This window comes from Eubacterium maltosivorans, assembly GCF_002441855.2.
In the GTDB taxonomy this organism is placed as follows: Bacteria; Bacillota; Clostridia; order Eubacteriales; family Eubacteriaceae; genus Eubacterium; species Eubacterium maltosivorans.
The window spans coordinates 2,884,755-2,909,597 of sequence record NZ_CP029487.1 but is presented as its reverse complement, the minus strand read 5'-3'; the positions used below and the strand labels follow the sequence as shown (position 1 = coordinate 2,909,597).

17 protein-coding genes are annotated in these 24,843 nt (G+C 48.9%); 2 read left to right on the top strand and 15 right to left on the bottom strand.

The window, feature by feature from the left end:
- Nucleotides 1-107: 107 nt before the first annotated feature.
- Nucleotides 108-7,127, bottom strand: a complete 7,020-nt coding sequence (locus CPZ25_RS13595) for an InlB B-repeat-containing protein (RefSeq protein ID WP_096918855.1) — start codon at nucleotides 7,125-7,127, stop codon at nucleotides 108-110.
- A gap of 348 nt (nucleotides 7,128-7,475) precedes the next feature.
- Here CPZ25_RS13595 and CPZ25_RS13590 point away from each other — a divergent pair, with 348 nt between their 5' ends.
- A complete protein-coding gene (locus tag CPZ25_RS13590; RefSeq protein WP_096918854.1) occupies nucleotides 7,476-8,555 on the top strand; it encodes an RNA polymerase sigma factor in 1,080 nt (359 codons plus the stop codon).
- A 99-nt stretch (nucleotides 8,556-8,654) separates the two neighbouring features.
- Here CPZ25_RS13590 and CPZ25_RS13585 read toward each other — a convergent pair whose 3' ends face one another.
- Genes CPZ25_RS13585 through CPZ25_RS13550 form a run of 8 tightly spaced genes read right to left on the bottom strand, consistent with a single transcriptional unit; the run spans nucleotide 8,655 to nucleotide 15,370 of the window.
- Nucleotides 8,655-9,587 (bottom strand): thiamine pyrophosphate-dependent enzyme, encoded by a 933-nt coding sequence (locus CPZ25_RS13585; protein ID WP_096918853.1) that lies wholly within the window; start codon nucleotides 9,585-9,587, stop codon nucleotides 8,655-8,657.
- An 11-nt stretch (nucleotides 9,588-9,598) separates the two neighbouring features.
- A complete protein-coding gene (gene porA, locus CPZ25_RS13580) occupies nucleotides 9,599-10,774 on the bottom strand; it encodes a pyruvate ferredoxin oxidoreductase (protein ID WP_096918852.1) in 1,176 nt (391 codons plus the stop codon).
- 3 nt (nucleotides 10,775-10,777) lie between these two features.
- A complete protein-coding gene (locus tag CPZ25_RS13575) occupies nucleotides 10,778-11,080 on the bottom strand; it encodes a 4Fe-4S binding protein (RefSeq protein WP_096918851.1) in 303 nt (100 codons plus the stop codon).
- Nucleotides 11,081-11,653 (bottom strand): 2-oxoacid:acceptor oxidoreductase family protein, encoded by a 573-nt coding sequence (locus CPZ25_RS13570; protein WP_096918850.1) that lies wholly within the window; start codon nucleotides 11,651-11,653, stop codon nucleotides 11,081-11,083.
- 7 nt (nucleotides 11,654-11,660) lie between these two features.
- Nucleotides 11,661-13,304 (bottom strand): BCCT family transporter, encoded by a 1,644-nt coding sequence (locus CPZ25_RS13565; protein ID WP_074616331.1) that lies wholly within the window; start codon nucleotides 13,302-13,304, stop codon nucleotides 11,661-11,663.
- Nucleotides 13,305-13,337: 33 nt separating this feature from the next.
- The gene (locus CPZ25_RS13560; protein ID WP_096918849.1) at nucleotides 13,338-13,664 is read right to left on the bottom strand and encodes a DUF1904 family protein; all 327 of its coding nucleotides are present in this window, start codon (nucleotides 13,662-13,664) and stop codon (nucleotides 13,338-13,340) included.
- Nucleotides 13,652-14,086, bottom strand: coding sequence for an aconitase X swivel domain-containing protein (locus tag CPZ25_RS13555; RefSeq protein ID WP_058693025.1), 435 nt, complete (start codon nucleotides 14,084-14,086; stop codon nucleotides 13,652-13,654). Before CPZ25_RS13555 ends, CPZ25_RS13560 begins: the two co-directional genes overlap by 13 nt.
- Nucleotides 14,087-15,370 (bottom strand): aconitase X, encoded by a 1,284-nt coding sequence (locus tag CPZ25_RS13550; RefSeq protein WP_074616332.1) that lies wholly within the window; start codon nucleotides 15,368-15,370, stop codon nucleotides 14,087-14,089.
- Between the two features lie 215 nt (nucleotides 15,371-15,585).
- Here CPZ25_RS13550 and CPZ25_RS13545 point away from each other — a divergent pair, with 215 nt between their 5' ends.
- Nucleotides 15,586-16,971 carry a sigma-54 interaction domain-containing protein gene (locus CPZ25_RS13545; protein ID WP_096918848.1) on the top strand — a complete coding sequence of 462 codons (1,386 nt, stop codon included), beginning with the start codon at nucleotides 15,586-15,588 and terminating at the stop codon, nucleotides 16,969-16,971.
- Nucleotides 16,972-17,032: 61 nt separating this feature from the next.
- Here CPZ25_RS13545 and CPZ25_RS13540 read toward each other — a convergent pair whose 3' ends face one another.
- The 6 genes from CPZ25_RS13540 to CPZ25_RS13515 all read right to left on the bottom strand — a co-directional run bounded on the left by CPZ25_RS13540 (nucleotide 17,033) and on the right by CPZ25_RS13515 (nucleotide 24,829).
- Entirely contained in the window at nucleotides 17,033-17,410 is a 378-nt protein-coding gene (locus CPZ25_RS13540) for a RidA family protein (RefSeq protein WP_074616333.1), read from the bottom strand.
- A 27-nt stretch (nucleotides 17,411-17,437) separates the two neighbouring features.
- Complete coding sequence (locus CPZ25_RS13535; RefSeq protein WP_074616334.1) at nucleotides 17,438-18,874, bottom strand: trimethylamine methyltransferase family protein; 1,437 nt, start codon at nucleotides 18,872-18,874, stop codon at nucleotides 17,438-17,440.
- Nucleotides 18,875-19,176: 302 nt separating this feature from the next.
- Nucleotides 19,177-20,547 (bottom strand): sigma-54 interaction domain-containing protein, encoded by a 1,371-nt coding sequence (locus CPZ25_RS13530; protein ID WP_096918847.1) that lies wholly within the window; start codon nucleotides 20,545-20,547, stop codon nucleotides 19,177-19,179.
- Entirely contained in the window at nucleotides 20,544-21,854 is a 1,311-nt protein-coding gene (locus CPZ25_RS13525; RefSeq protein WP_096918846.1) for a sigma-54 interaction domain-containing protein, read from the bottom strand. Before CPZ25_RS13525 ends, CPZ25_RS13530 begins: the two co-directional genes overlap by 4 nt.
- A 137-nt stretch (nucleotides 21,855-21,991) precedes the next feature.
- A complete protein-coding gene (locus tag CPZ25_RS13520; protein ID WP_096918845.1) occupies nucleotides 21,992-23,269 on the bottom strand; it encodes an MFS transporter in 1,278 nt (425 codons plus the stop codon).
- Nucleotides 23,270-23,368: 99 nt separating this feature from the next.
- On the bottom strand, nucleotides 23,369-24,829 hold the full coding sequence (locus CPZ25_RS13515) for a trimethylamine methyltransferase family protein (RefSeq protein WP_096918844.1): 1,461 nt from the start codon (nucleotides 24,827-24,829) through the stop codon (nucleotides 23,369-23,371).
- Nucleotides 24,830-24,843: the final 14 nt, after the last annotated feature.

Below are 24,843 nucleotides of genomic sequence, written 5' to 3'. Positions count from 1 at the left end.
CAGAAATCCCACGGAGCGCTTTCGCTTTCTTTTGTTTATTTAATTAAAAGAGAGGCAATTTGGTAGAGCAGGGGTTGTAATAGCCCTTAAAAAGCCGGTAGCTTCACTTACTCTGTTTTCTCTCTTTCTTCCTCTTTCTTTTCCCCCATCATCAACACCCCAATGGCCGAAACGCACACCAACAGCAAAAATACTGGGCTGAAACGATCCGCGATAATAAAGGTGAGCACCAGAGGCTGCGTAATAAAGAAGATCAGCACCGCGGCCGAGGCAATGAGCAGGGTTACCCAGCGTGCCTTCTTTTTAAAGCAGAAGGCACATACGGTCATAGCAAGGCACAAGGCTGTTGACAGCAGGTCGAGTAAAGACATATCTGTCAGCCTGTCAAACGAGCCATCGCCATTTCCGGATAAAAATCCCAGCAGACGCTGGAGCAGCGGGGTGTAGCCGGCTGATAAGCCGCCGTTCGCGGTCGCTTCACTTCTTCTAGCTATATCACCGACAAGGCCTGTGTAAGGCGCGACATCGCCGACAGTCACCACCGGGTGCCCGGTGGTTCCAGGGTAAGCCGGAAGAATGGGACTGGCGGTATGATCAGGCTTTTTATCGGGGATAACAGATTCATCACCATCGTCTGAGCCGTTATCGTCCGGCGGCACAGCTGCGCTGTCTTTCTTTTCAAAAATGACATTGACCCGATGGTTTTCGGACAGGCCTTTAAAGAAAATCCTGCCGATTTCAATATATTCATTACAGACAACGCCATCAATTTCGACTCGACCGGTTGCCCAGCCCTCTGCGGGTTTAAATACAATCTCGAGATCTGCTCCAGCATTTAAGGTTTGTGATGGGGTAATGCTTCCTTCACCCTCAATACTGGTTTCGACGACGAAATGCTCTGGCGTTACCGCACTATTTTTCTCTTTGTAAATTATTGTCACGCTGTGGTTCTCATGAATATCCTCAAAGCTTACCTGTCCTTCATCCCCAAGATCTCTCAGATCGTCGCGGATAATGCCGTCCACGATCACCGCGGCTACTCTGTAGCCCTCCTGAGCCTTCCATGCAATACTCTGGCAGTCGCCTTCATTCACAATGACAGACGGGTCAATCACACCGCCCGTGCCACCAGCCGTACTGGTGGTAATATGGTATTGTCCAGGTCCCGGCTCCGGTGTCTCTGCGCCTCTTTCTCCCAGAACTACCTCGATCAGGTGGCTGCCTGCCAGGCTCTCAAAGGTATAGCCGTTGGCAGTAGTAAGTTCAGGATGGCTCTGTCCGTCGATGATAACGTCCTTTATTCCATACAGGTTACTGTCATACTGCCATTCGATGGAAACATTGTTACCTTCGTTCACACTAAGCTGAGACGCTGTAATACTCGCATTCGGTGCACCGCCGATGCGGGTGACCACATCATAAGTGCTTTTGGGCTGATCCGGAGGAATTTCGTCTTCCTTGTCATCGCTATGCTTCAGGATGATGACGACCTCATAATTACTCTGGAGTTCGGGCAGCGCCAGACTTCCATTCTGGGCCGACTGAGATAAATCCTTGTCTAGAACGCCGTCCACGTATACGGAAATTTTGTCGATGGTAAAGGGCTCCTCGATATCTCCCCAAGTGATCAAAGTCGATTCACCTTTCAGGAAGGTACCTCCGCCATCAATGGTACCCGGTCCGCCGATAATGCTGGTTTTTACACTGCAAAGCGTATCTTCTGGCATCTCCTCCTGTCCGTTTTTCACAAAGGTCACCCTGATTTGGTGGTCTTTCACAATGCTCTGAAGCGGCACAGTAATTTCGTCGCCGTTTACCTGAATCAAGTCATCGGCCTGAACCACGCGCTCTTTAAAAAGTGAGCGTGTTTTAGCCTGAACACCGGTAGGATCGTTAAATTCCTTTACCTCTCCGTCAAATTCGACACGGCGCAGATACCAGCCCTCCCGCGGTCTGGCCTCAACAGTGTAATCTTCCTTATAGAAGACCGTCTTGCTGGGCGAGATGGTGCCACTGCCCACCTTGTCGGTCATGATATGGCGCAAATTTGGCTTAAGCTTGACCTCGATCCGGCTGTCTTCCTGAATATTTTCAAATACTTCCTGAGTTTTAGTGGTTTCCTGAGGCTCGCCATTTACTTTAATGTCCTCCACAATATAGCGTTCGTCTTCGGGTCCGGCCCACTCTACTTCATAACTGCCGCCTTCTGGTATTACGGCCGAGCCCGTGATGGTTCCCGGGCCGCCAGTCAGGATGGTTTCAACTTTAAACAGCTTCTTTTCCGGATCTATGATCTCGCCGTTACTATTTGCAAAAATCACATCAACTGTATGGTCACAGCTGATCTTTTCAAAGCAATAATTTTCTTGAGCAATCTCCTCGGCAGTCAGGACGCGCTCATCAGCGGTGTCCTTATCAAGAATGACGCTTTTGATCTGATAATCACTATTTTCCGCCACACTCCATTTAATCACAGGATCACTGTTTTTGCTCACGACCATGGTGGGCGTAAGGATTGTCTGGGCTGGATCGCCGCCGGTCTGGCGGGTAGTGATAGTCCAAAAACCTGGTGTCTTGCCCTTATCCAGTTCAGGCGCAACTGGTTCAAGATTTACGACCACCTCGTGGTCACCGCCTACCTGTGTAAAGCTTATGACACCGCTGTTACTGACGGAGTGCTCCACAGCGTCCACGGTAATGCTTACCACGCGGTAGCCGTCTCCAGCCTGCCATTTAACTTCATAGTCCTTACCAGCTTCCACAGTAGCAGTCTGGGTAAGGGTGGAGGTGTCACCGCCGCCGTTTTTGGTAGTAGTGATCGTGTACCATTTCTGAGGCTCCTCTGTCCCTGCTTCTTTTTTGAACACAATGCTGACATGATGATTCTGGTCGATGGCGTCAAAGGTTACACTACCAGCCTTTCCGCCATTTCGGAGGTCATCCCTTACCTTTCCGTCCACAAACACCTTGTCCACCAGGTAACCTTTATCCGGAGACCAGGTGACTGCAGTGTTATCGCCAGCCTTAAAGGTACCAGTACCGTCAATAATGCTGCCATAGCCTGATTTTTCCGCAGTAATGTCATAAACCTTCTGGGTATAGGTGGCCGTAAGGGTTCCTCTGTCCTCTGGCAGATCACCTTTTTGATAGATGGTTTCCCCGGTCACAGTGTTTCCCTTGCTGTCCACATAACCTGTAAACTGGTATTTATGGCCGTTTTTGTCTGTCCAATAAGCCGCTGCAATGGGCAGACGTTCCCCCAGGGCCTCGCCATAGGGAATATCGGAGAGCGTCCTGTCTGGCTCCTTCGGATTTTGGGAATCCGGAGTTAAAAACACCTCCAGATTATATACCGCTTTTGTCCATGCCGCGTAGACACGGATATCCCGTACGATAGGCACCTTACTTGTAAAATCTTTTTCCTGGCCGTTCTCACGGAATTTCCAGCCCGCAAAACTGTAGTCCGCACGAACCGGGTGATTCTCAGGCAGGGTGATTGTGGTGTTGTATTTCACACCAGTCACGGGTTCGCCAAAGATAGCTGCTGTATCTTCCTCTGCCTCACAGAAGGTGACCTTGTATTCGTGAATCTTCCAAACCGCGTACAGGGTTGTATTATCGGTGATAGCTGTATCGCCTGTAAAATCTGCAGAAACAGCATCTTTATTCGCCGACCAGCCCACAAATGAGTAACCTGTCCGGCTGGGGCCTGCCAACTCGGCGGCGGACAGCCTGTCCCCATAGGTTCTTCCGCTCAGACTGCGGTAAGGCTGCACTTCGGTGGTACCGTCATTTTTATAAAAGTCAATGGAGTAGGGGACACGCTCCCATACCGCGTAGTAACTTTGATTTTCACCCAGCCACGTAACGCTTTCACCAGATTTCAAGACCTCCTCAAAGCACCCGTTTTTTTCGATGGGAGCAATTTCTTCTTCAGACCAGCCCCGGAAGATATAGCCAGGACGGCTCGGTGCTGCCGCCGGTCGGACCACGGTATCGTTATATTTTTTCTGTTGCCTGTCATAAACTTTCGCGGTGCCATCCTCTTCCTGACTGCCATCATTCTGGTAGAACGTGGCCGTCCCAAAAGCAGTGTCCAGAACGGGGTAAACCATAATAACCGTGTTAGTGTCACCTTCATTTTCAAAATAGTTACTGTAATATTTGAAAGAATCCTGGGTTTTGTTAATGATGGTATTTTCATCAAAGTTAACCGCTACTTCCACAGGTTTATTGGCTTCAGTATCGAACGGCGGATTCGCTGGGTCGATGGTGGACCAGCCCAGAAAAATTTTGTTGCTTTCTATGTCCACGTCGTTGAGCTTTAAATCCTGCGGAAAAGCCTTATTGTCGGTTTTAACACTTTTGTCATAAGATACATCACTTAAGGCCTGCGGGGCTTTATCCTCAAAGCTGCCAACCGGATAATTAAACTGGATATCATATTTTCGGGGTTGCCATACCGCATAGATATTTACGCTGCTGCCCATTGCCTCTGTAATCTGGCTGTCTTTCTTAAAGGCGCCAGTTCCCGCATTATATTCCTCCGGCGTGGAATCTTCCTTCAGCGACCAGCCCATAAAAGTGTAACCCGTTCGTGCGGGAGTACCAGCCGGCAGCAGGAATTCCATGCCCGGCACCGTTGGATTTTCGGTCAGGGCGTCCACCACCTTCGCGTCAATGCGCACCGTGTCCTGGGCGAAAAGATCGTCCTCAGGGTTATCGGCACTGCCGGTGGTGTCGTCGCTGTCATTATAACAGTAGTTCAGGCTGACACCCGGCAGCACGTAGAGCTTTTTGCTGGCTGTCATGGGCTTTTTGTCAATGAGCCAGTTGTAGGTGATGGTGTAGGTGCCGTAATCCTGATCAGTGAATGGGACAGTGCCGTTGAACAGCGCCTCGTACTCGTCCACGGTTTTGTTGTCACCAGTGTCCAAAATATCCTTGACCGTGGTTTTTCCGTCCAGGCTCACTTTTTGGATGGTAACGCTGACTTCCCCGATGACCTTCCCACCTATGCTTACCGGCACTTTTTTATAATCGTCGCCTGGATACGTCACCGACGGCAGTGCTGTGGCCGGATCATCTGGGTTATAGGCGGCCAGATCCGCCGCGGTAGCTTTGATAAAATTGACGCCCTTTTTATGATCATAGGACTTTTCGCTGTCAGCCTCCGTAAGACTGGGGTACAGGCGAACATCACTTCCGATACCCATATCCGGATTAGCAGCAGACAGGGAAAGGGAAACCGTGGGGCAAAAGCGCAGAGCTCGGTTACCGGTTTCACCATTAACCGTTGCGCTAACCTGCACCCAGCCAATACCCGGAGCCATGTTTGTAACTCGATCATTATTTTCGTCCCTATTAAGAGTTAAGATATCTTCACCGGGAGAGACAAGGCTTTTAATGTTATCCGGATGACGAACGCTGTCATGCCGCCATTCGTAAGAAGCATTGTTGTTTGGCGCGTTTTTGTTGTTGGTAAATTCAAAGATGTCCGCAATGTCGCGGACTGTGTCATAATCATTGGCGTCTGTCGCAGTGTTATCCCTTAAAAAGGCCGTGGAAACCGACGATTCGGAGTAAGCCATGACCAGATCGGCCTCCTCTTCGCCGAAGTTCTCTATGACCGTGTCACGGTCCGCGAAAACCTTGAGCTGGGGGTAGAGGCTGTCTTTGCAGACCCAGTCTGCGTTTGTTGAAAAATAAGCGGCATTTTTGCCGGTGAGCTTCGCTGTTGTTACTCCCTGAACACCGCTTTTTCCTGAAGTTTCTCCCATACCGCTCATCTGCTTATCATAGTAACAGTTTTTAACTGTCAGATTAGCATTTGCGCCAGAAAAACCACCGCTGTTGGTCGCTGTTCCACTTAGTTTTCCAACCTCTCCGGCAGAATAACACTGGCTTAATGTCACAGGTTGTTCAACACAGCCGATAAAACCACCCTGCCTGTCTTTACAATACTCCATACCGACAAGCGCTGTAGAGTAACAGTTGGTATAATTTCTCGCCGCGCCAATATTATATGCATGTCCTGCAAAACCGCCTGTCTTTTCTCTCCCCTCAACTAAGCCTGATGTGAAACAGTTGATAAAGGTATTTCCGCCGTAGTCTGCTCCGACAAAAGCGCCAACTGCGGTATTGCCAAACATGGAGATATTGGAAAAACAATTTTCAATGGTGGTATTTCCATTGCTGCAAGACTTAAAACCACCGGCGTCACCCCAGGGTGCGATGACAATTCCGTCGATACAATAGGAATTTTTAATAATGCCAGATGTCGGGCCAGACATATTACCGACACAGCATTGTTTTGCATATTCTGTATTTTTTCCATTAATATAAACATTTTTTGTATGCGAATCCGATACATCGACAAATTGAAAACTTCTCCCAGTAACGATACCTCCAGATACTCCTCCGGTTTCTAATAGCCCATGTTCAAGGCTGCAATTTTTAACAGCGCTTTTATTGGCCTGAGATGACATAAAATTTCCAAAAAGAGAGGTAGTCCGCCCTCCTATAATTTTAACAGACACAAAATGCAGGTCGTTTATCTGTGTTTTTGCCTCGCTTTTTCCGATAAAACCAGTGTCATCCAGATAGCTGCCATTTGTATCTACATGGTTAACATTTAAATTGTAGATTATATGATTTTCTCCGTTGATGGTAGTATTTTTTTCAAGGACAACCGGATCCCAGAAAGTCGACATGACAGCATTTTCGCCATCAGTGTCTGTTCCACTTAAGTCCATATCGTTTTTTAGCGTAATGGTGCTCGCTGTTTTTTGCGCATTCTCCATAGCCCATCTTAACTGTTCAGGATAGTAAACATCATAATTGCCGTTACTGTCCTTTGTGGGGATGACCATCGGATCTTCTGAAGGCGTTCCTGTACTCAAGCTTGACTTTTGGCCGCTCCATTTTTTTACGTTCTCTATCTGAGCGGTGTCTGTCCAGCCTTTGACGCCATAGGATTCAAATTCTTTGATGGCTCCTCTCCATACGGCGTCCAAATGTTCTTCCCATGTTTCCTCCGCCGCCTGCGCTATGCCCCCTGCCCATGGCATCAAACCTGCCATCAGCACCAGGCACAGACACAGTGTCAATAAACGTTTCCCTCTCATCTCTCTCACAGCGCTTCCGCGTCGCAGAAGCCGCCTGCACTCCTTTCTTCTATCCTTTTGTAATTTTTCAAACACGCTTATTTCATCTGCCTGGCATTTTTATCCATACTTTATTATAAACATACTTTTCACCTTTTCCAGCTTTTAATTTATTTCCTTTATTTTAAGCAATCCCTTCTATTTTAGATGATGAGCGCCTTTTAAGAATCGGGTCACATTTTTTAAGTTTTTTTGCATTTTTTTCTTACATGGCTGGCCCGCTGCGTTTTATTCTCTAAGACGATATTTTTCAGCTTGACTTTGATCCGGAAAAATTCTAAAGTTATGCTATAAGGAAGAGGTAAAAAAATGGCGCAAACAATTAAAAATCAATCCCTTTACGAGCTGGTGACTGCCGCGCAGGCGGGCGACCGGGAGGCTTTTAGTGAGCTTTTCCGTCTGTCTTCCCAGCAGCAGTATCACTATGCCTGCCTGATCATGAACGACCCTTTTTTGGCGGAGGATATGGTTCAGGAGGTCTATATCAAGCTGTATAAAAACATCGGCCGGATTAAGGAACCTGAAAAATTTTTGGCTTACGTGAGCCGCATGACCTTTAATCAATGCCTGATGTATAAACGGCATCGTTTCTACCAGACGGAGGGCTGTGTGGACGACGAGACCCTGTCGGCATTCGAGGAGCCGGCCGCATCGCGTGTTCCGGAGGATAACACCCTCCGGCTGGAAAAATCCCGTGGCCTGGCCCAGGGGCTGAGAAGCCTGAGCGAGGAGGAGTGCTACGCTTTTCTCATGCACTACTACGAAAATAAAAATATCCAGAAAATAGCCGGGGAGATGGGGCTGTCCGAGAGCACTGTCAAACGGCGGATTAAAACCGCCCGGAAAAAGCTGGCCGATTATCTGACCGAGCGCGAGCTCCATGGTATTCTGGCCGGCCCTGCTTTTCTGCTGAGCGCACCCCAGCAGGAGCGGTTCCTCATGAACATTTTGGAAACCGCAGAGGAAAAATCCGAAAAGCCACCGCACAGATCCATGACCAAAAGCCAGAAAGCGACGGTGGCGGTCCTGTCTTTCTGCGCTGCTCTCGGCCTCCTGCTGGCTCCGGCCATCGCCCTCAACAGACCCAAAGCTCCCGAGCCCTCCGTTGCTCAGACTTCTGCCGTGGCAGACCAGACGCCGCCGTCTGTGGTTTCTTTCAGCAATACAGCCGACACCTTTACCGTAATGCTCACCGACGCGTCGGAGATTGACTACGGAGCAGTCTACATGACGACACCGGCTGGCGAAAGGCTGGCGCCTCTATCCGTTGACCCTTCCAGCGGCACCGTGGTCTTTCCCATCTCCGGAGATACCTATACACTCCACCTCGCCGATATCCACGGCAACGCAGGAACTGCACCCGTGACGGTGGATCGAGAGTACCCCTGATTTCATGAAAACAAAAGAACCCAGACAAAATGTTCTGGGTTCTTTCGTTTATGTGATTTAAAAGAGGGCAATTGTGTAAAATGGACCTAGTCAAAACGCCTAAGCGTTGCATCTTTTCTGAAGCGCCTCCCATTTGCGGTCGACTTCTTCCTGCATTTTTTCAATGAGTCCTTGGTTTTCTTTTTTAAAGAGATGCTTGAAACGGCCCTGGACCTTCAGGAAATCTTCGATGGGCAGCTTTTTCTTCGGCTCATAGTTGAGAATCCATTTGCCTTCAACCACCTCATACAGGGGCCAGTAACAGGTCTCAACCGCCAGCCTGCAGATATCCATGATCTCCGGCGTGTTGTAGCGCCAGCCCCTCGGGCAGGGCGCGAGGACGTTTAAAAAGGCCGCGCCTTTTGTATAGATCGCTTTTTCTGCCTTTGTATGAAGATCCTTAAAATTCCGGATAAAGGTGGTCTGTGCCGCGTAGGGGATATCGTGGGCGGCAAGCACCTCGGTCAAATCTTTTCGATTCTGCTCCTTTCCGTCTGATTCTCTGCCGACGGGGCTTGTGGTGGTGTCTGCGTACATGGGCGTCGCGGAGGAGCGCTGGATTCCGGTATTCATATAGGCTTCGTTATCGTAACAGACATAAACCATGTCGTGGTTTCTTTCCATGGCTCCAGACAGTGACTGAAAGCCGATATCATAAGTACCGCCGTCGCCGCCAAAGGTGATAAACTTATAGTTTTCCTGCACCTTTCCCTTTTTCTTTAAAGCGCGGTACGCCGATTCCACACCGCTGCAGGTGGCCGCGGCGTTTTCGAAAGCGTTGTGTATAAAGGAGTCCTTCCACGCTGTGAAGGGATACATAAAAGAGGATACCTCCAGACATCCCGTGGCGCAGGTAATAACAGCCTCGTCGCCTTCGTGCAGGCCACGCAGGACATTCCGAACCGCGATGGTTCCGCCGCAGCCGGCACACATTCTGTGGCCTGGCGCCAGCCGTTCCTCTTTATTCATCGTTTCTTTAAAATTATACGACATTATTACTCCTCCTATTCTCTAACCGATAAATAACGGTAGTTTTCGCCGACATCGCCTGCTTTGTCCGCTTTCTGCATATCGTCAAAGACAGATGCGAGGCTTCCTGTGGTAACATCTCTACCGCCAAGGCCGTAAACGTAATTGATCATCGGAATATTGACATTTATGTTATACAGGGCGTTCTTCACATCCTCTGCGATGGGACCTGCGTAGCCGTTATAGCTTTCGGTACGGTCCATACAGGCGATGATTTTGGCGTGCCGGACGGCCTCTGCAATTTCCTCTGAGGGGAATGGGCGGAATACCCGGATTTTGAGCATACCGGCCTTGATTCCCGCAGACCGAAGCCCGTCGACGGTATCCTTGGCCGTACCTGCCGCCGAGCCCATAATGATCATGACATATTCTGCGTCCTCCAACTGATAAGCCTCAAACAGTCCGTAGGCTCTTCCGGAGATGCTCTCAAAATCATCCGCAACAGACTGGATGACTTTTTTGGCGTTTTTAATGCCTTCAAGCTGCGCTCTCTTGGCTTCCATGTAATATGAGCTCACCGCGTACGGCCCCACTGCCAGGGGATCTCCGGCTTTTAAGAGATACTCATCCGGCGTGTATTCTCCCACAAAATCCCGGACGGCATCGTCCTCGAGCAAATCGATATTTTCAACCGCATGGCTTGTGATAAAACCGTCCTGGCAGATCATGATCGGCAGGCGCACATCGGGGTGTTCGGCAATCCTGTAGGCCTGAACAAAATTGTCATAGGCCTCCTGATTGTTTTCGGCAAAAATCTGAATCCAGCCAGAGTCCCTTGCGCCCATGGCGTCGGAATGGTCACAGTTTATGTTGATCGGGCCGGACAGGGCGCGGTTGACCAGCGCCATGGCAATGGGGAGGCGGTTGGAGGCTGCCACATAGAGCATTTCCCACATAAGCGCCATCCCGCAGGAGGAGGTGGCCGTCAGCGTTCTGGCGCCGGCGGCTTCTGCGCCGATGGCTGCGCTCATGGCGCTGTGTTCACTCTCAACCGGCACAAAAATGGTGTCAACCTTGCCGTCTGCGGCAAAGCTTGAAAAATACTGGGGAACCTCAGTGGACGGCGTGATGGGGAAGGCCGGCATAACATCCGGGTTGATCTGCCGCATCGCAATGGCGATGGCTTCGTTTCCTGATAAACGTTCTCTCATCTTCTATTCTCCCTCCTTCATGATAATTGCCTCAAAGGGGCATACCCTGGCGCAGATTCCACAGCCTTTACAATGAGCCATATCAAAATCCAGGCGCTTTTCATCCTTTACCGGAATGGAGCTGTCTGGACAGACCGGCACGCAGAGCAGGCACTGCTTGCAGTTATCCTTAATATATTCCGGCGAATCTACACGCCACTCTCCGGTGTTAAAAGCTTCTGAGGTTTTGCTTCCCGCAACGCTGCAGCCGGTTGTAAGGTCCTGCCATTTGACGCTTTCCGTTAATTTAGAAATATCTGTTGCCATTTATTTTACCTCCTCGAGCGCCAGAGACAGGGCTTTCATATTACCCTCGATGACCTCTGGCTTTGACGCGAATTTATGTTCAAAGGAATGCCGCATTTCATTGAGAAACGCTTCTTTTTCCATGACGCCGCTCACCTTTACAATGGAGGCAAGCATGGGCGTGTTTGGAAAGTATTTTCCGAGAGCCTGGATGGAAACCCTGCGGGCGTCAATGGTATAAACGCCGCCGGTATAGCCCTTCAGGTGCTGGGCGAGCTCGGCTTTGTCTCTGCTGGTATTGATAATGACAGCGCCCTCGGGGCTCAGCCCCTTTGTGACGTCCACGGATTCCAGCAGAGTCTCGTCTACGACCACCACATAGTCCGGTTCATAAATATTTGAATGCACACGAATCCTGTCTCTGCTCAGCCGGTTATACGCTGTAATCGGCGCGCCCATTCGCTCAGGGCCGTACTCGGGAAAGCCCTGCACATACATTCCTGTTGAAAAGGCAACATCGGCGAGCAGCAGGGCCGCTGTTTTAGCGCCCTGACCGCCCCGGCCATGCCATCTTATCTCTAAAGTATCCTTCATTTTTTCTTTATTCTCCTTTGTTCGCTTTATTTTTTTTCATTTCTTTCTTCTGCCTTTTTTCCTCTGCCCGTTTTTCACGTTTGAGGGCAGCCGCCTGGGCAACTTCTTTCCCTTCGATTTCTTCCACTTCCAGATACTGCTTGGACCAGAACATCTTTACAAAGCCAAAGACCACCACCACCTGTAAAAACACGATGGGGAAGCCAACCAGCAGCTTAACGGCTTTCGCGCCGTCCAAACCGCCTAAAAGCAGGAACAGCAGTGCGATACCGCCCATGAGCACGCCCCAGAAAATCTGGATGCCCTTTGGCGCATCCTTGTCCTCTGCTTCATCATCCTGTCCCTTAAGGCTCATCTTGGAAACTGTAGAGGTGACCGCGTTGGCCAGAGTTACAAAGGAAATGACAATGATGACCATCATTAAAACCTTCATAACGTTTGAAAGGGGCATGCTGTCAAACAGGGTGAGCATGACGGCTTCGGTGCCGTCCTTTAACATAATGGCGTTTAAATCCAACCCACCAAAGAACTGTTCATGCGCTGCCAGTCCGCCGAAGAGCCAGCACCACACCATACCGAACAGGCCCGGCGCGATCATGTTAACGCCGATGAATTCCTTAAAGGTTCTGCCTCTGCCGAGACGCGCCAGGAAAAACCCTGTTGTCGGCGCAAAGATAAAGAAATCAATATACCAGAGCCAGTTCCACCAAACCGACCATTTATCTGCGCCCACCATCGGTTCATTAAAGGTCATGTTTGAGAAAAAATGCGTGATCATGCTGCCAGTGGTTTCTGTTCCCAGTGAAAGCGAGAAAATCGTCGGTCCAAAGATGACCACATAGACGAGCATCAGGATAAAGAGCTTGGCGTTGTTATCTCCGAGCCACTGAATCCCTTTCTTAAGTCCAGAGACGCTCGAGAGCGTGTAAATCAGGGTAATGACAATGCCGATGATAATGTAGGAAAGATAATTTGCGCCGATGCCAAACACCTGGCTGAGACCGTTGGCGACCTGCAGAATCCCATAGCCGAAGGAGCCGGCGACCCCGCCGACAATGGCAAAGGTTACAATACCGTCGATCCAGCTTCTGTAGCGGTATACCTTATCCCCAAACAGCGGATACAGGGTGGCCGACACACTGAAGGGCTGCTTCATGTTATGGTAGACATAGCCAGCGATGAGCCCGGCGATAACATATACCCCGTACAGGGTCAGCGACCAGTGCATCATGGTGTTTTCCATGGCCCAGCTCAGGGCGCCGTAGCTGCCTGCCTCGAGGCCAATACCCACGGCCGGCCTGAAGGTATACTCAATGACCTCCGCGGGTGGGAAGAAAACAATCCCCATCCCCATGCCGGCGCACAGAGACATGGCCCACCAGGTAAAGGTTTTAAATTCCGGCTTGGCGTCCTTGCCCCCCAGCTTGATCTTCCCGTATTTTGAAAACATAAAATAGAGTGCGAAAACAATACACATCAGTGTCGCGAGATTCAAAAACCATCCCAGATTGCCGCACAAAAAGTTGACGACCCCATTGAGCGCAGCGACAAAGCCCTCCTGATCAATCTGGCTCAGCACAAAAATGATGGCGAAAATGACTGCTGATATTCCAATAACAATATAATCGTACTTACGCGCTTTACTATTCATAACTTCCCCCTTCTGCTCGATTTTTACCGAGACTTAATAATGTTCCCCATTGTCATAAAAACAACTGGCCGGTATATTGGTAAAGGTCACCTGCGACTCCCCGAATCCGTTATCCTCAAACAACGCGGTCAGCGCTTTAGCGGTCTTATCCTGGATTTCCCGGGACCGCCCCAGCCATAAGATATCGGCAATGGGCATTTCCTCCTCTTTTCCTGGCTGGTCCAGATGGATGGACTGCTGGTACAAAATATGGATATACTCCGGACTGGTCTCAGCGACCTCCACGATAATTCTTTTAACAGAATCCGCAACCGCTGCCGCTGCCTCACGGGGTATCCCGTGTATGGTTACCCTTGGCATGGCTTCTCCTTTTTGTAGACTTCAATGATTCCCTCGTAGCCGTTAATCTTAACCCAATCGCCAGTCTCGATCACCTCGCAGGGGTCGGCTGAAACAATATCTGTTACCGCCGGTGATCCGATGACAACAGTGGCCACCCCGGCGCGGGAATCCATCTTGCTGAAAATCCAGCCGGCTGGCTTGAAACCTGAGATCATGGCTGAATGAAAATGGCAGGACCAGCCGTTTGAACCCTTGCTGCACGGGAGCACCAGAATTCTTCCATGGATATTCTGGCCTTCCTCGGCGTGCCCCTTCTCAATAATTTCGCCGGTAGTATCGCTGACGCCGGCCCAGCCCTGAATACTTTCCCTGCACACCAGTGCTTCACCCTCGGCAACTCCCTGAAAAGCGCCGCGTCCGTACATTGTTAAAATTTCCATTTATTTTCCCTCCAACCATTTTCCGGCAACCGCCGCATCAATACACGCGTATTTATCTCCGTAATAGACAGGATTGGTAAATTCAGAACGGATATAATGCGCTTGCTTGGCGCCGTCTGTGGCCATTCCCTTGGCGTGGCCAAAATACTTACTGCCAATGACCAGCGGACAGCCGCTGGTTAAAATATAGCCGCCGGCATCCTCAACCATCTTGCAGTAGCCGTTCTGCACAGCCATCTCTCTGGTAGCGTAATCGGTCCAGATGGCAAACTCCACGTTTTCCGCGAATTTTTTTCCTTCAATGTAAAGCGCCGCGTCCCGAATTTCTTCAAGGGTATAGTGGGGACACCCCAGCGCAATAAAGTCCACAGTGTTTTCACCCTTATCACACAGCATTGCCAGCGATTCATCGTAATCCTTCTGGGTAATTTTAATGACCTGCGCGTCCTTTTTACCGCCAAGGGCCGCCTCACGGGTTGGCGCTTCGGGCGTAAAGTCGACAATGTGGCACATTTCCGCGCCGCTGGTGGTCGCCATGGCCGCAAAGCACTGCTTCAGCTTGATGAGATTCGGTTTTTTAAACGCGCCGTCAATGACGGGAACGCCGTGCGGCGGCAGCTTTCGTCCAACCGTATAGCCGATAATATCCCAGTCGATCTCCGTCTCCGACGGACACTCAATTTCAAAAACGACCGTGCCGAGCCTTGCCTCCCTGGTGTGATTTCCCCAAAGCGGGGTTCTCCCGCAGACAGCGCTCCATGCCGCTGCCTCGATACCGTCGGAGTTGCCGCAGGCGCCAAAGACGGAGTTGCACATGACCACATTGCTGGATTCGGTGGTGACAAAGTGTTCTCCCTTTAAGGGAATCCATCCGATCAGATAAGGGGTACAGCTGCCCGTAATCGAGACGCCGGCTTTTTTGGTGATTTCCAGATATTCTCTGTTTTTTTCAAAGAGCTCTCTGTCCAGGTGCAGGGGCTCGTAAACATACTGGTCGCAGGGCGCCACACAGGTCTGGCAGAAGCAGCCCTTTTCCATCTCACCCATGGGGATGGTTTTGTCCGCGCACAGGTACATTTTTGAAAAAATCTCATTGTAATCCTCTGAACCTAAGGACTCCAGATAAGGGTGTGCGCCGAAATAGAGGGTTGCCTTGGACACCTCGCAGAGCTCCTCCGCGCCCAGTGATTCAGCATACTCAATGATCTTCTGAATTGCAACCTGCTTGAATTCCCCAAACTCCCCGTCACGCATACGCTGTTCATATTCCGTTAGTTTTACCATTTCTCTCTCCTTGTTCGTAATTGTCCTTACCGGTAAGCTTTCTTATGCTATTTTTCTTATGCTATTTATTAAATGCAAGTATCGTGCCAATTTAAGAATGGTAAAATTCCCACATTTTTGCCCAAATTTGTGATATAATCATGGAAAATTTATCTAAAAATAAAAAAGCAACACAGATACTATTTATTTTTAGACAGCAGGAGGCCGATCATTTCATGGAAAACCCTTTTAACCACAGCGCTGAGTATCTTGAATATTTAAACAGTCTGCCAAAGGAATTTTTTTTAAGAATTCTGGAACACCTTTACCTTGGCGTTTATGTCAGCGACCGCGATGGCAACACCGTCTATGCAAACCCCGCCATTACGCGCCACTACGGAAAACGGCCGGAGGAGCTTGTGACCTATTCAAACTGGGGCATCTGGCAAGGCATTGTGTCGCCGCCGGCTTACAAGGAAGTCTTTGAAAAAAAACGGACGCTTTTTTACCGGCAGATGCACTTTTTTTCCAAGGAAATTCTCACCACCATCGCGATTCCCGTTCTGGATAAGCACCAGGATATCGACCTTCTCATCGGTGTCACCCAGGATAACATCGTGAAATTTGACCGCAGCTATGATGAAATTTACTGCCAGAAAACCGATGATGCCAAGAGCAGCTTTAAAGATATCATTGGTGAGAGCAAGGTCTATCTGCAAGAGCTTCTGACACTGCGCCGCGCCGCCAAATCAAAAACCTCCATCCTGATTCTGGGGGAATCGGGAACCGGTAAATCCCTGGCCGCGCATTATGTCCATAACTGCAGCAAGCGGAAGGACCAGCCCTTTCTGGAGATAAACTGCGCCGCTATTCCGGAAAATTTACTGGAATCCGAGCTTTTCGGCTATGTGCCCCACGCCTTCACCGGGGCAAACCCAAAAGGGAAGAAGGGCCTGTTTCAACTGGCAGACCACGGCACCCTGTTCCTCGACGAGATCGGGGATCTGCCGCTGTCCCTTCAGGCGAAAATTCTGTTTGTTCTGGAGACTGGAAAATTTTTACCCATCGGCTCTGAAAAGTATATTGAAGTCGACGTCCGCGTCATCAGCGCTACCAACCAGGACCTGGAAAAGCTGATTGAGGAGAAAAAATTCAGGGATGACCTTTACTGGCGTATCAATGCCATCACCTCAATCATTCCACCGCTCAGAGAGCGCAAGGACGATATTGTACCTCTGGCCTTTCATTTTTTAAAGCAAAACAACCTCGAGAACGGCACGAACAAAAAGATGGACCCGCTCTTTATCAGCTATCTGATGCAGTATGACTGGCCCGGAAACGTGCGCGAGCTCAAAAACATTATTGAGCGGTGCTACATTCTTTCGCCAGGCTACAACATCTCGCCCGATAAATTCCCTCGAAAAATCAAGGAGCTTAACGTGGATACTCCCTATGAGCCCCAGGGCACCTTCGACGAGATGATGACAGCCTATGAACGGGATATTATAAGAGACTGCTACAAAAAAGAGAAGAATATCACAAAAGTGCAGAAAAAGCTGGGACTCTCCCAGAATAAGGCCTACCGCCTGGTGAAAAAATACTGTGCCGATTTAGAGCCATAAAAAAAGCGGCACGCGCAGTGCCGCTTTTCAAATTAGAGTGTGTTAATTATGGAATTCTTTTTTACCGCGCGCCGACCACCTCGATTTCGATCAGACTGCCGGGGTACAGCTTTGCCGCCTGCACGCTGCAGCGGGCTGGCCGGTGCTTTCCAAAAAAATCCGCGTACAATGCGTCGACAACCGGAAACGCATCGAGGTCTTCGACAAAAATGTTGACTTTGACAATATTACGCCGGTCCATTCCCGCCGCCTTTAAGACATTTTCAGTGTTGACCAGGGCCTGTCTGGTCTGTTCCTCGATGCCCGTAAGCATTTCACCTGTTTCAGGCACCAGTCCCAGCTGGCCGGAGGTAAAGATAAAATCACCGGCCATAATTGCCTGTGAATAGTGGCCCGTCGCTTCAGGAGCCGCTTTTGTGTTAATGATCACCTTTTCCATGACTCACCTCAGATCCTGCCTGGTTCTTTAGATGCTTTCACGGTAGTTTTCGTGAATGTAGGGCAGCAGCAGCTCGTTCTGTTCCTTTGTGATCTCACTGGGGATAAAGCTGTCCAGCCGTTTTCTGACGTCCTCCTCCGCAACATCCATGACAGTCACGCTGCCCTTGTTCTGCCACTGGTTTGGATCATCCTTATTAAAGTATTTTGGCAGATAAACCTCTTCCCGGTACATTTTTGGCGTTCTCCCTTTTAGGAATACACCCCTTGGCCCAACCTTTTTAAGGGTATCAAAGCAGAAACGATCATCCTCGCAGTTAATGCCCCGGTTAATATGAAGCGCCATGTTGTGCATTTCTTCATCGATCAGGAATTTCCCGAAGTCCGTCACATTAAAGGACCCCATGCAGCCGCAGGTGTGCAGGACGATATCCGCCTCACAGTTTCTGGTAGCCTCGATGTTCATCATGGTCTCAACCCCTGCCTGTATATCCGGCTGCTTGGCGTCGCTCAGGCCGCCGCCAGTGCGGTAGGGAAGGCCATAGTAATCTGCCAGCCCGGCAGTCGCGTAGCTCACGAGCACGGACTCCGGCGAACCAATGGAGAGCTGTACGGTACGCATATCTGTCGCGGCTGAGGTATTGCCGTAAACCACAGGCACCTCAGGATTGAGAAGCTTGGCCAGCGTGTAACCCGCCAGCACCTCGGCGTTTGTCATGGCCAGCATAGACGCCATTGACGGCGGCGCTGTCATGAGCGGCATGGCGCATGGCGTCACGATGATGGCCTGCTTGGTTTCCGCCAGAATAAAGGTCCGTTCAATGGGGTCGTGATCCAGGGTAAGGGGAGACAGCGTATTGACCACATAAGCGTTGTGGACATCGTCATTCCCCTCAAACTGGTTAATGAGCTCAATATTTCTTCTGAAAGCGACCGAAACCTTCTCATCATCCATGCCAAAGGTATTGGGGCTTGCCATGATCATGGGCTTGTGTCCATATTTCAAAATCATGGCAATATTGCCGAATATTTTCTGATCTTCTGTAAAGCTGTTGTCATAATTCAGAAAAAAGTTCATGGACGCCGCAGTAACGATCTTGCTGGTATCCGCAAGCTTAAACTGGTCCAGAACGTCCTGGTTGGTCATCTTCTCGATTCTGCCATTGTGATGGTGTCTGTAGATGTTCCCATAAATACCGATACTGTGCTGCTCGCCGGCACCGATGGTAATATCTCCTTTGCAGGATCGGATGGTAAATTCTTTTTTCGCATATTTAAGCACTTCGTCAATCATCTTTTCCGGAATAAAAACCGTCTCGCCCTCCACCCGGGCGCCGTGCTTTTTAAATACCTCCAAAGCCTTTTCGTGCTCGAACCGCACACCGACTTCTTCCAAAATTCTGACCGAATACGCGTGAATCTTTAAGACATCTTCTTTTGAGACATACTGCTCATATTTTTTCATTTTCCTGGCTCCTTATTATATCATTCGGATAGTTTTTATGATTTTAATATAATGCAAGAAGCGTGCCATACCCGATTCACTCAATTTTCCCCATAAATGACCATTATTTTAGAGAATAATATTTATTTTTAGATAAATTTTCTTTTTGGGTTTTAAAAATAGATAATCTCATCTGTCTTTTATACTTTTTTCTGTTTGTTGTTTATTTATCTGTTCTTTTGAAATACATACTGCAGATAATGTCTTACCGCCTCCAGGGCTGATAAAGCTTATCCAGCATTCGGCAGAGCTTTAAAGCTATCTTAATCTTTGCAGTACTTTCTAATCAGCCGATAAGCTTTGGACGGTGAAATGCTTAAATCTTCTGCCACCCGGTGTGAGGTTTTATTTTCAGCGTAGGACTTCCGGACTAAATGCTTCCTGATGGCGTCAAGAATAAATTCGAAATCATACTCCGGTGCTTTTTCTTCTTCCTCCTCCAGTTTCTGGACCATCTCAAAATCCGGGAAATAGATAATGGACTTTCTGCTCAAAAAATACATTCTCTCCACAACGTGCCGGAACTCCCGGACGTTTCCAGGCCAGTCATAATCCAGCAGGGTGTACAGGGTGGCGTAATCAAAAACCTTATGGGTACCATACTTTTCATTCAGCTGGTTTAGGTAAAAATGAGCCAGGGGAATAATATCCTCTTTTCGCTCCCGAAGAGGCGGAATGGTCTGGTAAAAGGTGCTGATCCTCCAGTACAGATCTGAGCGGAACAGGTTTTTCCTGATCATTTCTTTCAGATTCTTATTTGTAGCGGTGATGATCCGGACATCTACATGGATGGCTTCCCGGCCACCAACAGGCACCAGGCTTTTGTTTTCAATAACATGGAGAATTTTGACCTGAAGGGGCAGGGGCATATCACCGATTTCATCCAAAAAGACCGTGCCGCGGTCTGCAATCTCAAAAATCCCCTGCCGTCCAGCTTTACTGGCATCGGTAAAGGCGCCCGGCGCATAGCCAAAAAGCTCGGCCTCCAGCAGATTGCCGGGGATCGCTCCGCAGTTTACTGCGAAAAAACGCTGGTCCTTTCTGGGACTGCAATCATGCACATACTGTGCGATCAGTGTTTTTCCGACACCGCTTTCACCCAAAAGCAGAATGGGCATATTGGAGTCGGCAATTTTTTTCAATTCAATCAGAGGACGCAAAAAAGCCAGGCTTCGTCCAACAATACGCTGCATTTCTCCGTCTTTGTCTGTGCGCAGATTTTCCTTTGAGCCATCCACATCCAGATAGGGCAGATTTTCCTGAAACAGCTCAATGACAAATTTAAGCTGTGTTTTTTCCTCATCCGAAAACACCGGCCTTACGATTCTTACCTGAACGGCTGATGTCATATCCTCAGAGGGCTTAAGGACAAAAGGCTCCCGGATTTCCGGGGAAAAGGGCGGCTTTTCAGCCTGCGCTGGTTTATTCTCATAGTACGCTTTCAGCCACGCTGGCTCGGTTTGATAGCATTTTCTTACAGCCGGGTTTGCAAACAGGACTGTTCCGCAGGCATCCCATACAATTATTCCCAGATACAGCTTATCTAAAGCGTCTGAAAATATCTGGTCTGGCATGGCGTATAAGTATTCCCAGTAATCCTCTGAAAAATTTAAATGATTTTTATGCTTGTTCATGGCTGGTGCTTTTCCTTTAGGTATAGAGCCTGAGTATAGGTAATGTTTAAAAACTCGGCAATTTTTTGAGTTGAATCTGACCCCTGGGCTGTGATGGCAATATTCAAAAGCACTGCCTCGGCCTGGCGGATAATACCGTTGTAATCATGACTGTATTTGTACATCCGGTCTTTAAAAACACCCAGAATATCCCTGGGCAGGCGTTCCTCATTAATTTCGTTGCTGCTCGTCAAGATAAAGGCCCGCTCGACAGCATTTTTAAGCTCCCGGATATTCCCGGGCCACGGATAGGAGAGCAGGTAGATAAAAATTAATGGGTAGAAATGCTTATGAGTCTGGTATTCATGGTTCAAATCCTCTAAAAACTCAAGGGCTAAAGGGATAATATCTTCCCTGTGTTCCCGCAGCGGGGTAATAATGCTGGTATAAGCGCTGATCCTCCAATAGAGATCCTGACGAAACTTTTTGTCTGAAATGAGACTGTGAATGTCTCTGTTTGTCGCGGTAATAATACGCACATCAATGGGAATGGATTCCGTTGAGCCAACAGGGCGTATGGTCTGGCTTTCGAGAACATGCAGCAGCTTTGCCTGTAAATGCAGGGGCATATCTCCAATTTCATCGAGGAAAAGCGTCCCTTGATCGGCCATTTCAAAAAAGCCTTTCCTGCCATTTTTTTCTGCCCCGGTAAACGCACCTCCGGCATACCCAAAGAGCTCACTTTCGATAAGGGATTCCGGAATCGCACCGCAGTTAAGCATAATGAAGGGCGCATCCCTTCTCGGGCTGTTCGCGTGAATCAGACGGGCATAGTAGGTTTTTCCTGTTCCGCTTTCACCCTGGAGCAGTATGGGTAAATCTGATCCGGCCATGGTCATCAGCTGTTCAAGCTTAGACTGCATGGCCGCATTTTGGGAGAAGGCGGGGAAAGGGCGCTCCGACTCTGGCGCATCTGGCCTCAGACTGTCTTCCTGAATCACATGGACGGTATAGTCATACGGGCCCTTCCCATGAAAAACAGGCACAGTTGCTGAGGTGTGATAGGCATTCGATAACCGAAAGTACTGTTTGTAAAGCAGCAGTCTCTGCTCTCTGAGCTGATGCCTGTAAATTATTGGAAAAACAATGCCCTCCCATTTTCCCCAGTCGATCACATTCACCAGATCTTCCGGCTTGTTGCCATACTGCCTGATAATGGCGGGGTTGACATAGAGCACCTTTCCTCTTTTGTCTGTGATAAAAATACCAGGAAAGAGGTTGTTTAATATTTCCAGCATCATTTTTTTATCCAGCGCACATGGGCTCATAAAAGCGCCCTCCCTTCTGTTTTCGTTTTTTTAATTATAAAGGATTTTGGCAAAAAAGTCTCAGCCGTCTGCATTTCTTAAAAAACAAACTCCATTATCCGGCAATAGGATAACGGAGCTTGAGACAGGCTGTCCTGTTAATCAGCCGCTTCTGATTTTTTCTGCTGGGATTCCAGTTTTTTGGTTCTTTTCGTCAATAAGATAGCGGATACAATACCGATAGCGGAGGAAACAATCAGCAGAATGAAAATTTTGTCAAAGCCAGCGGCCACGTTTCCTGCTGCTGCCGCGTCGTCCAGCCATTTACCGCAGACAGGTCCGACTAAAAAGTCAGGAATAAAGGCGATAAAGGAGATAATGCCTGTCGCGATCGCCGTCATGCCCAGCGGAACACCCGCCTGATCCATGATGGACCAGTAGGTGGATTTCATAATATTGGCTAAAAACGCAATGACCAGTGTCAGGGCGATACACAGCGGCACAGCCGTGGAGGTAAACATAACGCCGATGATCGCAGCGATAATGGCAATAAAGAATACCAGAAAGCCCTTTCCCTTATACGTAAACTTGTCCAGCACAAAGCCGCCGATAAAACCTGCCAGCAGCACGATGATGTAGCTTCTGACAATACCGAGGGCGCTGGCCGTTGCCGGGGAAATGTTTAAAACCTGAACCGTGTAGGTGGTCAGGTAGCCGTTGCTCACCGTCCAGGAAATGTAGGCAAACATGATGACAAAAATGGTGACCCAGACACCCTTGTTTTTCAAAACCTCCATCAACGAATATTTTTTGCCACTGTTCTCCGCGCTGTCCAGTGTTTCTGCTTTGATCTCCGTTTTTGGCAGAAAGATAAGCGCCAGGACAAAGAATACAGCGCAGGCCCCGCTCCCAAAGAGTAACACTGCTTTAATCCCGGCTGCGTCACTGGCCATCACCCCCAGAATTCCCAAAAAGGCGAAGCCCATAATGGTCTGAATAATCCCGCGGGTCGCTTCACTGCTGCCGAAGATTTTACTCTGGTTATCCTTGTCCGCCAGGTTGCGGATACCATTGAGATAAGCCGACCACAGGGTGGCAATTCCAAAAAATCCGTATAAAATATGAACGATGATTAAAACAATAAAGTTTGTTGTAAGAGCGAAAATGGCGGTAAGAACGGCAAAGGCCGCAAGCGTAATACAGATCAGGGTCTTGGTTGAAAACTTATCCGCGACAAAGCCGCCAATCGGGTAGCAGATTGTGTTTGTAAAGGTCAAGGCCGAGGCCAAAAGGCCGATCTGCGTGTTTGAAAACTGATACGCCGCTGCAAACTGATCATAAAAAGTATATCTTAAATACGGAATCTGATACGCCAGAGCAACTGTGGCACTCAGAATAAAAAACACCATAAATGTCTGAAAATTAAATTTTTTCATGAGAATCTCCTCTTTAAATAATCCCCTTTGTTACACCCCTTTAAAGGTTAATCCTTATTCAGAAAGCTATGCTTTTCTGAATAAGGAATTCTCAGCATATTAAAATTTGTAGCCCTCCGGCAGATACGTGTTCAGCAGTTCTTTTTGTCTGTTCGTCAAATCTGGCGCTTTATAGGCCTCGTATCTCTTTTCGACCTCTTTGCTCGCTCTTTCAATAAGCGTTCCTTTGCTTTCCATCAAAGCGCCCGGTTTGCCCCCGTCGCGGTTAAACAGAAGCGGTAGGAAATGCTCTTTTCGGTAAATTTTAGGCGTTCTTCCCTGGAGATAGCTACCTCTTGGCCCAATCTCCTTAATGTTATCAAACATAATGGTTTCAGCCGTCACGTTCAGCCCTTCGTTGATGCGTTTCTGATAAAGAATCGTCTGCTCGTCCAGGACCATCTTTTCAGGGCTTCCGAGATTATAGGTGCCATAACTTCCCACCGAGTTAAGCATAAAATCCGTTTTGCCCATGAAGCCCGGCTCCAGCATCATAAACGCGTCAACCCCTGCCTGGTAGTCCAAATCGAAGCTGTTGCTTCCTCCAACGCCAGAGCGTACCGGGAAACCATAAAATCTTGCCATGGCAATTGAGCCCATCATCATCAGGTAGGATTCCGGCGAACCAATGGCCAGCTGAATGGTGCGCATGTCGGTCGGCGTGGTGACGGTTCCATAGATACAGCCAAGGCCCGGCTGAATTAACTGTACCAAAGTGATTGCACTTAACAGTGTGGCGTTGTCGTGGGTGATGGTGCCTGCCAGAGAAGGCGGGGATGTTAAATTTGTCATGGAGCAGGAGATCGGAATCACCGGCTGGTTCTCCAGGGCACATCCGATCAAGGCTGCCGCGACATCTGCCCCGATGGCCAGCGGCGACAAAACGCAGCAGTTTGTCAAACTCACATATTTATCCCATTCATCGTAAAACTGCTTCTGAAAATTTAAGACGTTGCGGTTTGCCTGAATCAGGTCTGTCTTTTTATAGTTTTCTGTATTGACGCAGTGCACCTGGTAAATCGGTTTTGTAACTGATTTGAGTGACAGCGCCAGCTGTGGTGTGAAATAATCATCTGCCGACTTGTCCAAATCCGGCGTGTCTGTACAGGAATTCATGGCGATATTGACCACCGGACTGGTCTCCTGCAGCTTATAGTAATTAACCACATCTGGAAGCATCGAGTCCCTGTAGCTTCCACCATTTTTAAAATCCTGGATCATGGTCGGAACGCTCGGCCCTGTATTGACCGGATCATACTTTTCACCAATGGTGACAGATTTTTCCAGCCCATGAACTGTGAATTCGCCAGGTACGTTGGCAATAGCCTCCATAACCACATTTCTTGGAATTCGGACAACCTGCCCCTCTACCGATGCGCCGTGCTTCTTAAACACTTCCAGCGCATAGTCGTTTTCAATGGCGATGCCAACCTCTTCCAAAATTTTCAATGAATACTCGTGAATCAGCTCAACCTGTTCCTGCGTGATATATTTCTCATATAATTTTCTGTTTTGATACATAACCCATACCTCCG

What these genes read in the sequence shown, in the direction of transcription:
- porA (WP_096918852.1), bottom strand. Translation starts at nt 10,774, where the DNA reads ATGAGAGAACGTTTATCAGGAAACGAAGCCATCGCCATTGCGATGCGG.
- CPZ25_RS13530 (WP_096918847.1), bottom strand. Translation starts at nt 20,547, where the DNA reads ATGAACAAGCATAAAAATCATTTAAATTTTTCAGAGGATTACTGGGAA.
- CPZ25_RS13590 (WP_096918854.1), top strand. Translation starts at nt 7,476, where the DNA reads ATGGCGCAAACAATTAAAAATCAATCCCTTTACGAGCTGGTGACTGCC.
- CPZ25_RS13520 (WP_096918845.1), bottom strand. Translation starts at nt 23,269, where the DNA reads ATGAAAAAATTTAATTTTCAGACATTTATGGTGTTTTTTATTCTGAGT.
- CPZ25_RS13570 (WP_096918850.1), bottom strand. Translation starts at nt 11,653, where the DNA reads ATGAAGGATACTTTAGAGATAAGATGGCATGGCCGGGGCGGTCAGGGC.
- CPZ25_RS13575 (WP_096918851.1), bottom strand. Translation starts at nt 11,080, where the DNA reads ATGGCAACAGATATTTCTAAATTAACGGAAAGCGTCAAATGGCAGGAC.
- CPZ25_RS13540 (WP_074616333.1), bottom strand. Translation starts at nt 17,410, where the DNA reads ATGGAAAAGGTGATCATTAACACAAAAGCGGCTCCTGAAGCGACGGGC.
- CPZ25_RS13560 (WP_096918849.1), bottom strand. Translation starts at nt 13,664, where the DNA reads ATGCCAAGGGTAACCATACACGGGATACCCCGTGAGGCAGCGGCAGCG.
- CPZ25_RS13595 (WP_096918855.1), bottom strand. Translation starts at nt 7,127, where the DNA reads ATGAGAGGGAAACGTTTATTGACACTGTGTCTGTGCCTGGTGCTGATG.
- CPZ25_RS13545 (WP_096918848.1), top strand. Translation starts at nt 15,586, where the DNA reads ATGGAAAACCCTTTTAACCACAGCGCTGAGTATCTTGAATATTTAAAC.
- CPZ25_RS13515 (WP_096918844.1), bottom strand. Translation starts at nt 24,829, where the DNA reads ATGTATCAAAACAGAAAATTATATGAGAAATATATCACGCAGGAACAG.
- CPZ25_RS13555 (WP_058693025.1), bottom strand. Translation starts at nt 14,086, where the DNA reads ATGGAAATTTTAACAATGTACGGACGCGGCGCTTTTCAGGGAGTTGCC.
- CPZ25_RS13585 (WP_096918853.1), bottom strand. Translation starts at nt 9,587, where the DNA reads ATGTCGTATAATTTTAAAGAAACGATGAATAAAGAGGAACGGCTGGCG.
- CPZ25_RS13565 (WP_074616331.1), bottom strand. Translation starts at nt 13,304, where the DNA reads ATGAATAGTAAAGCGCGTAAGTACGATTATATTGTTATTGGAATATCA.
- CPZ25_RS13535 (WP_074616334.1), bottom strand. Translation starts at nt 18,874, where the DNA reads ATGAAAAAATATGAGCAGTATGTCTCAAAAGAAGATGTCTTAAAGATT.
- CPZ25_RS13550 (WP_074616332.1), bottom strand. Translation starts at nt 15,370, where the DNA reads ATGGTAAAACTAACGGAATATGAACAGCGTATGCGTGACGGGGAGTTT.
- CPZ25_RS13525 (WP_096918846.1), bottom strand. Translation starts at nt 21,854, where the DNA reads ATGAGCCCATGTGCGCTGGATAAAAAAATGATGCTGGAAATATTAAAC.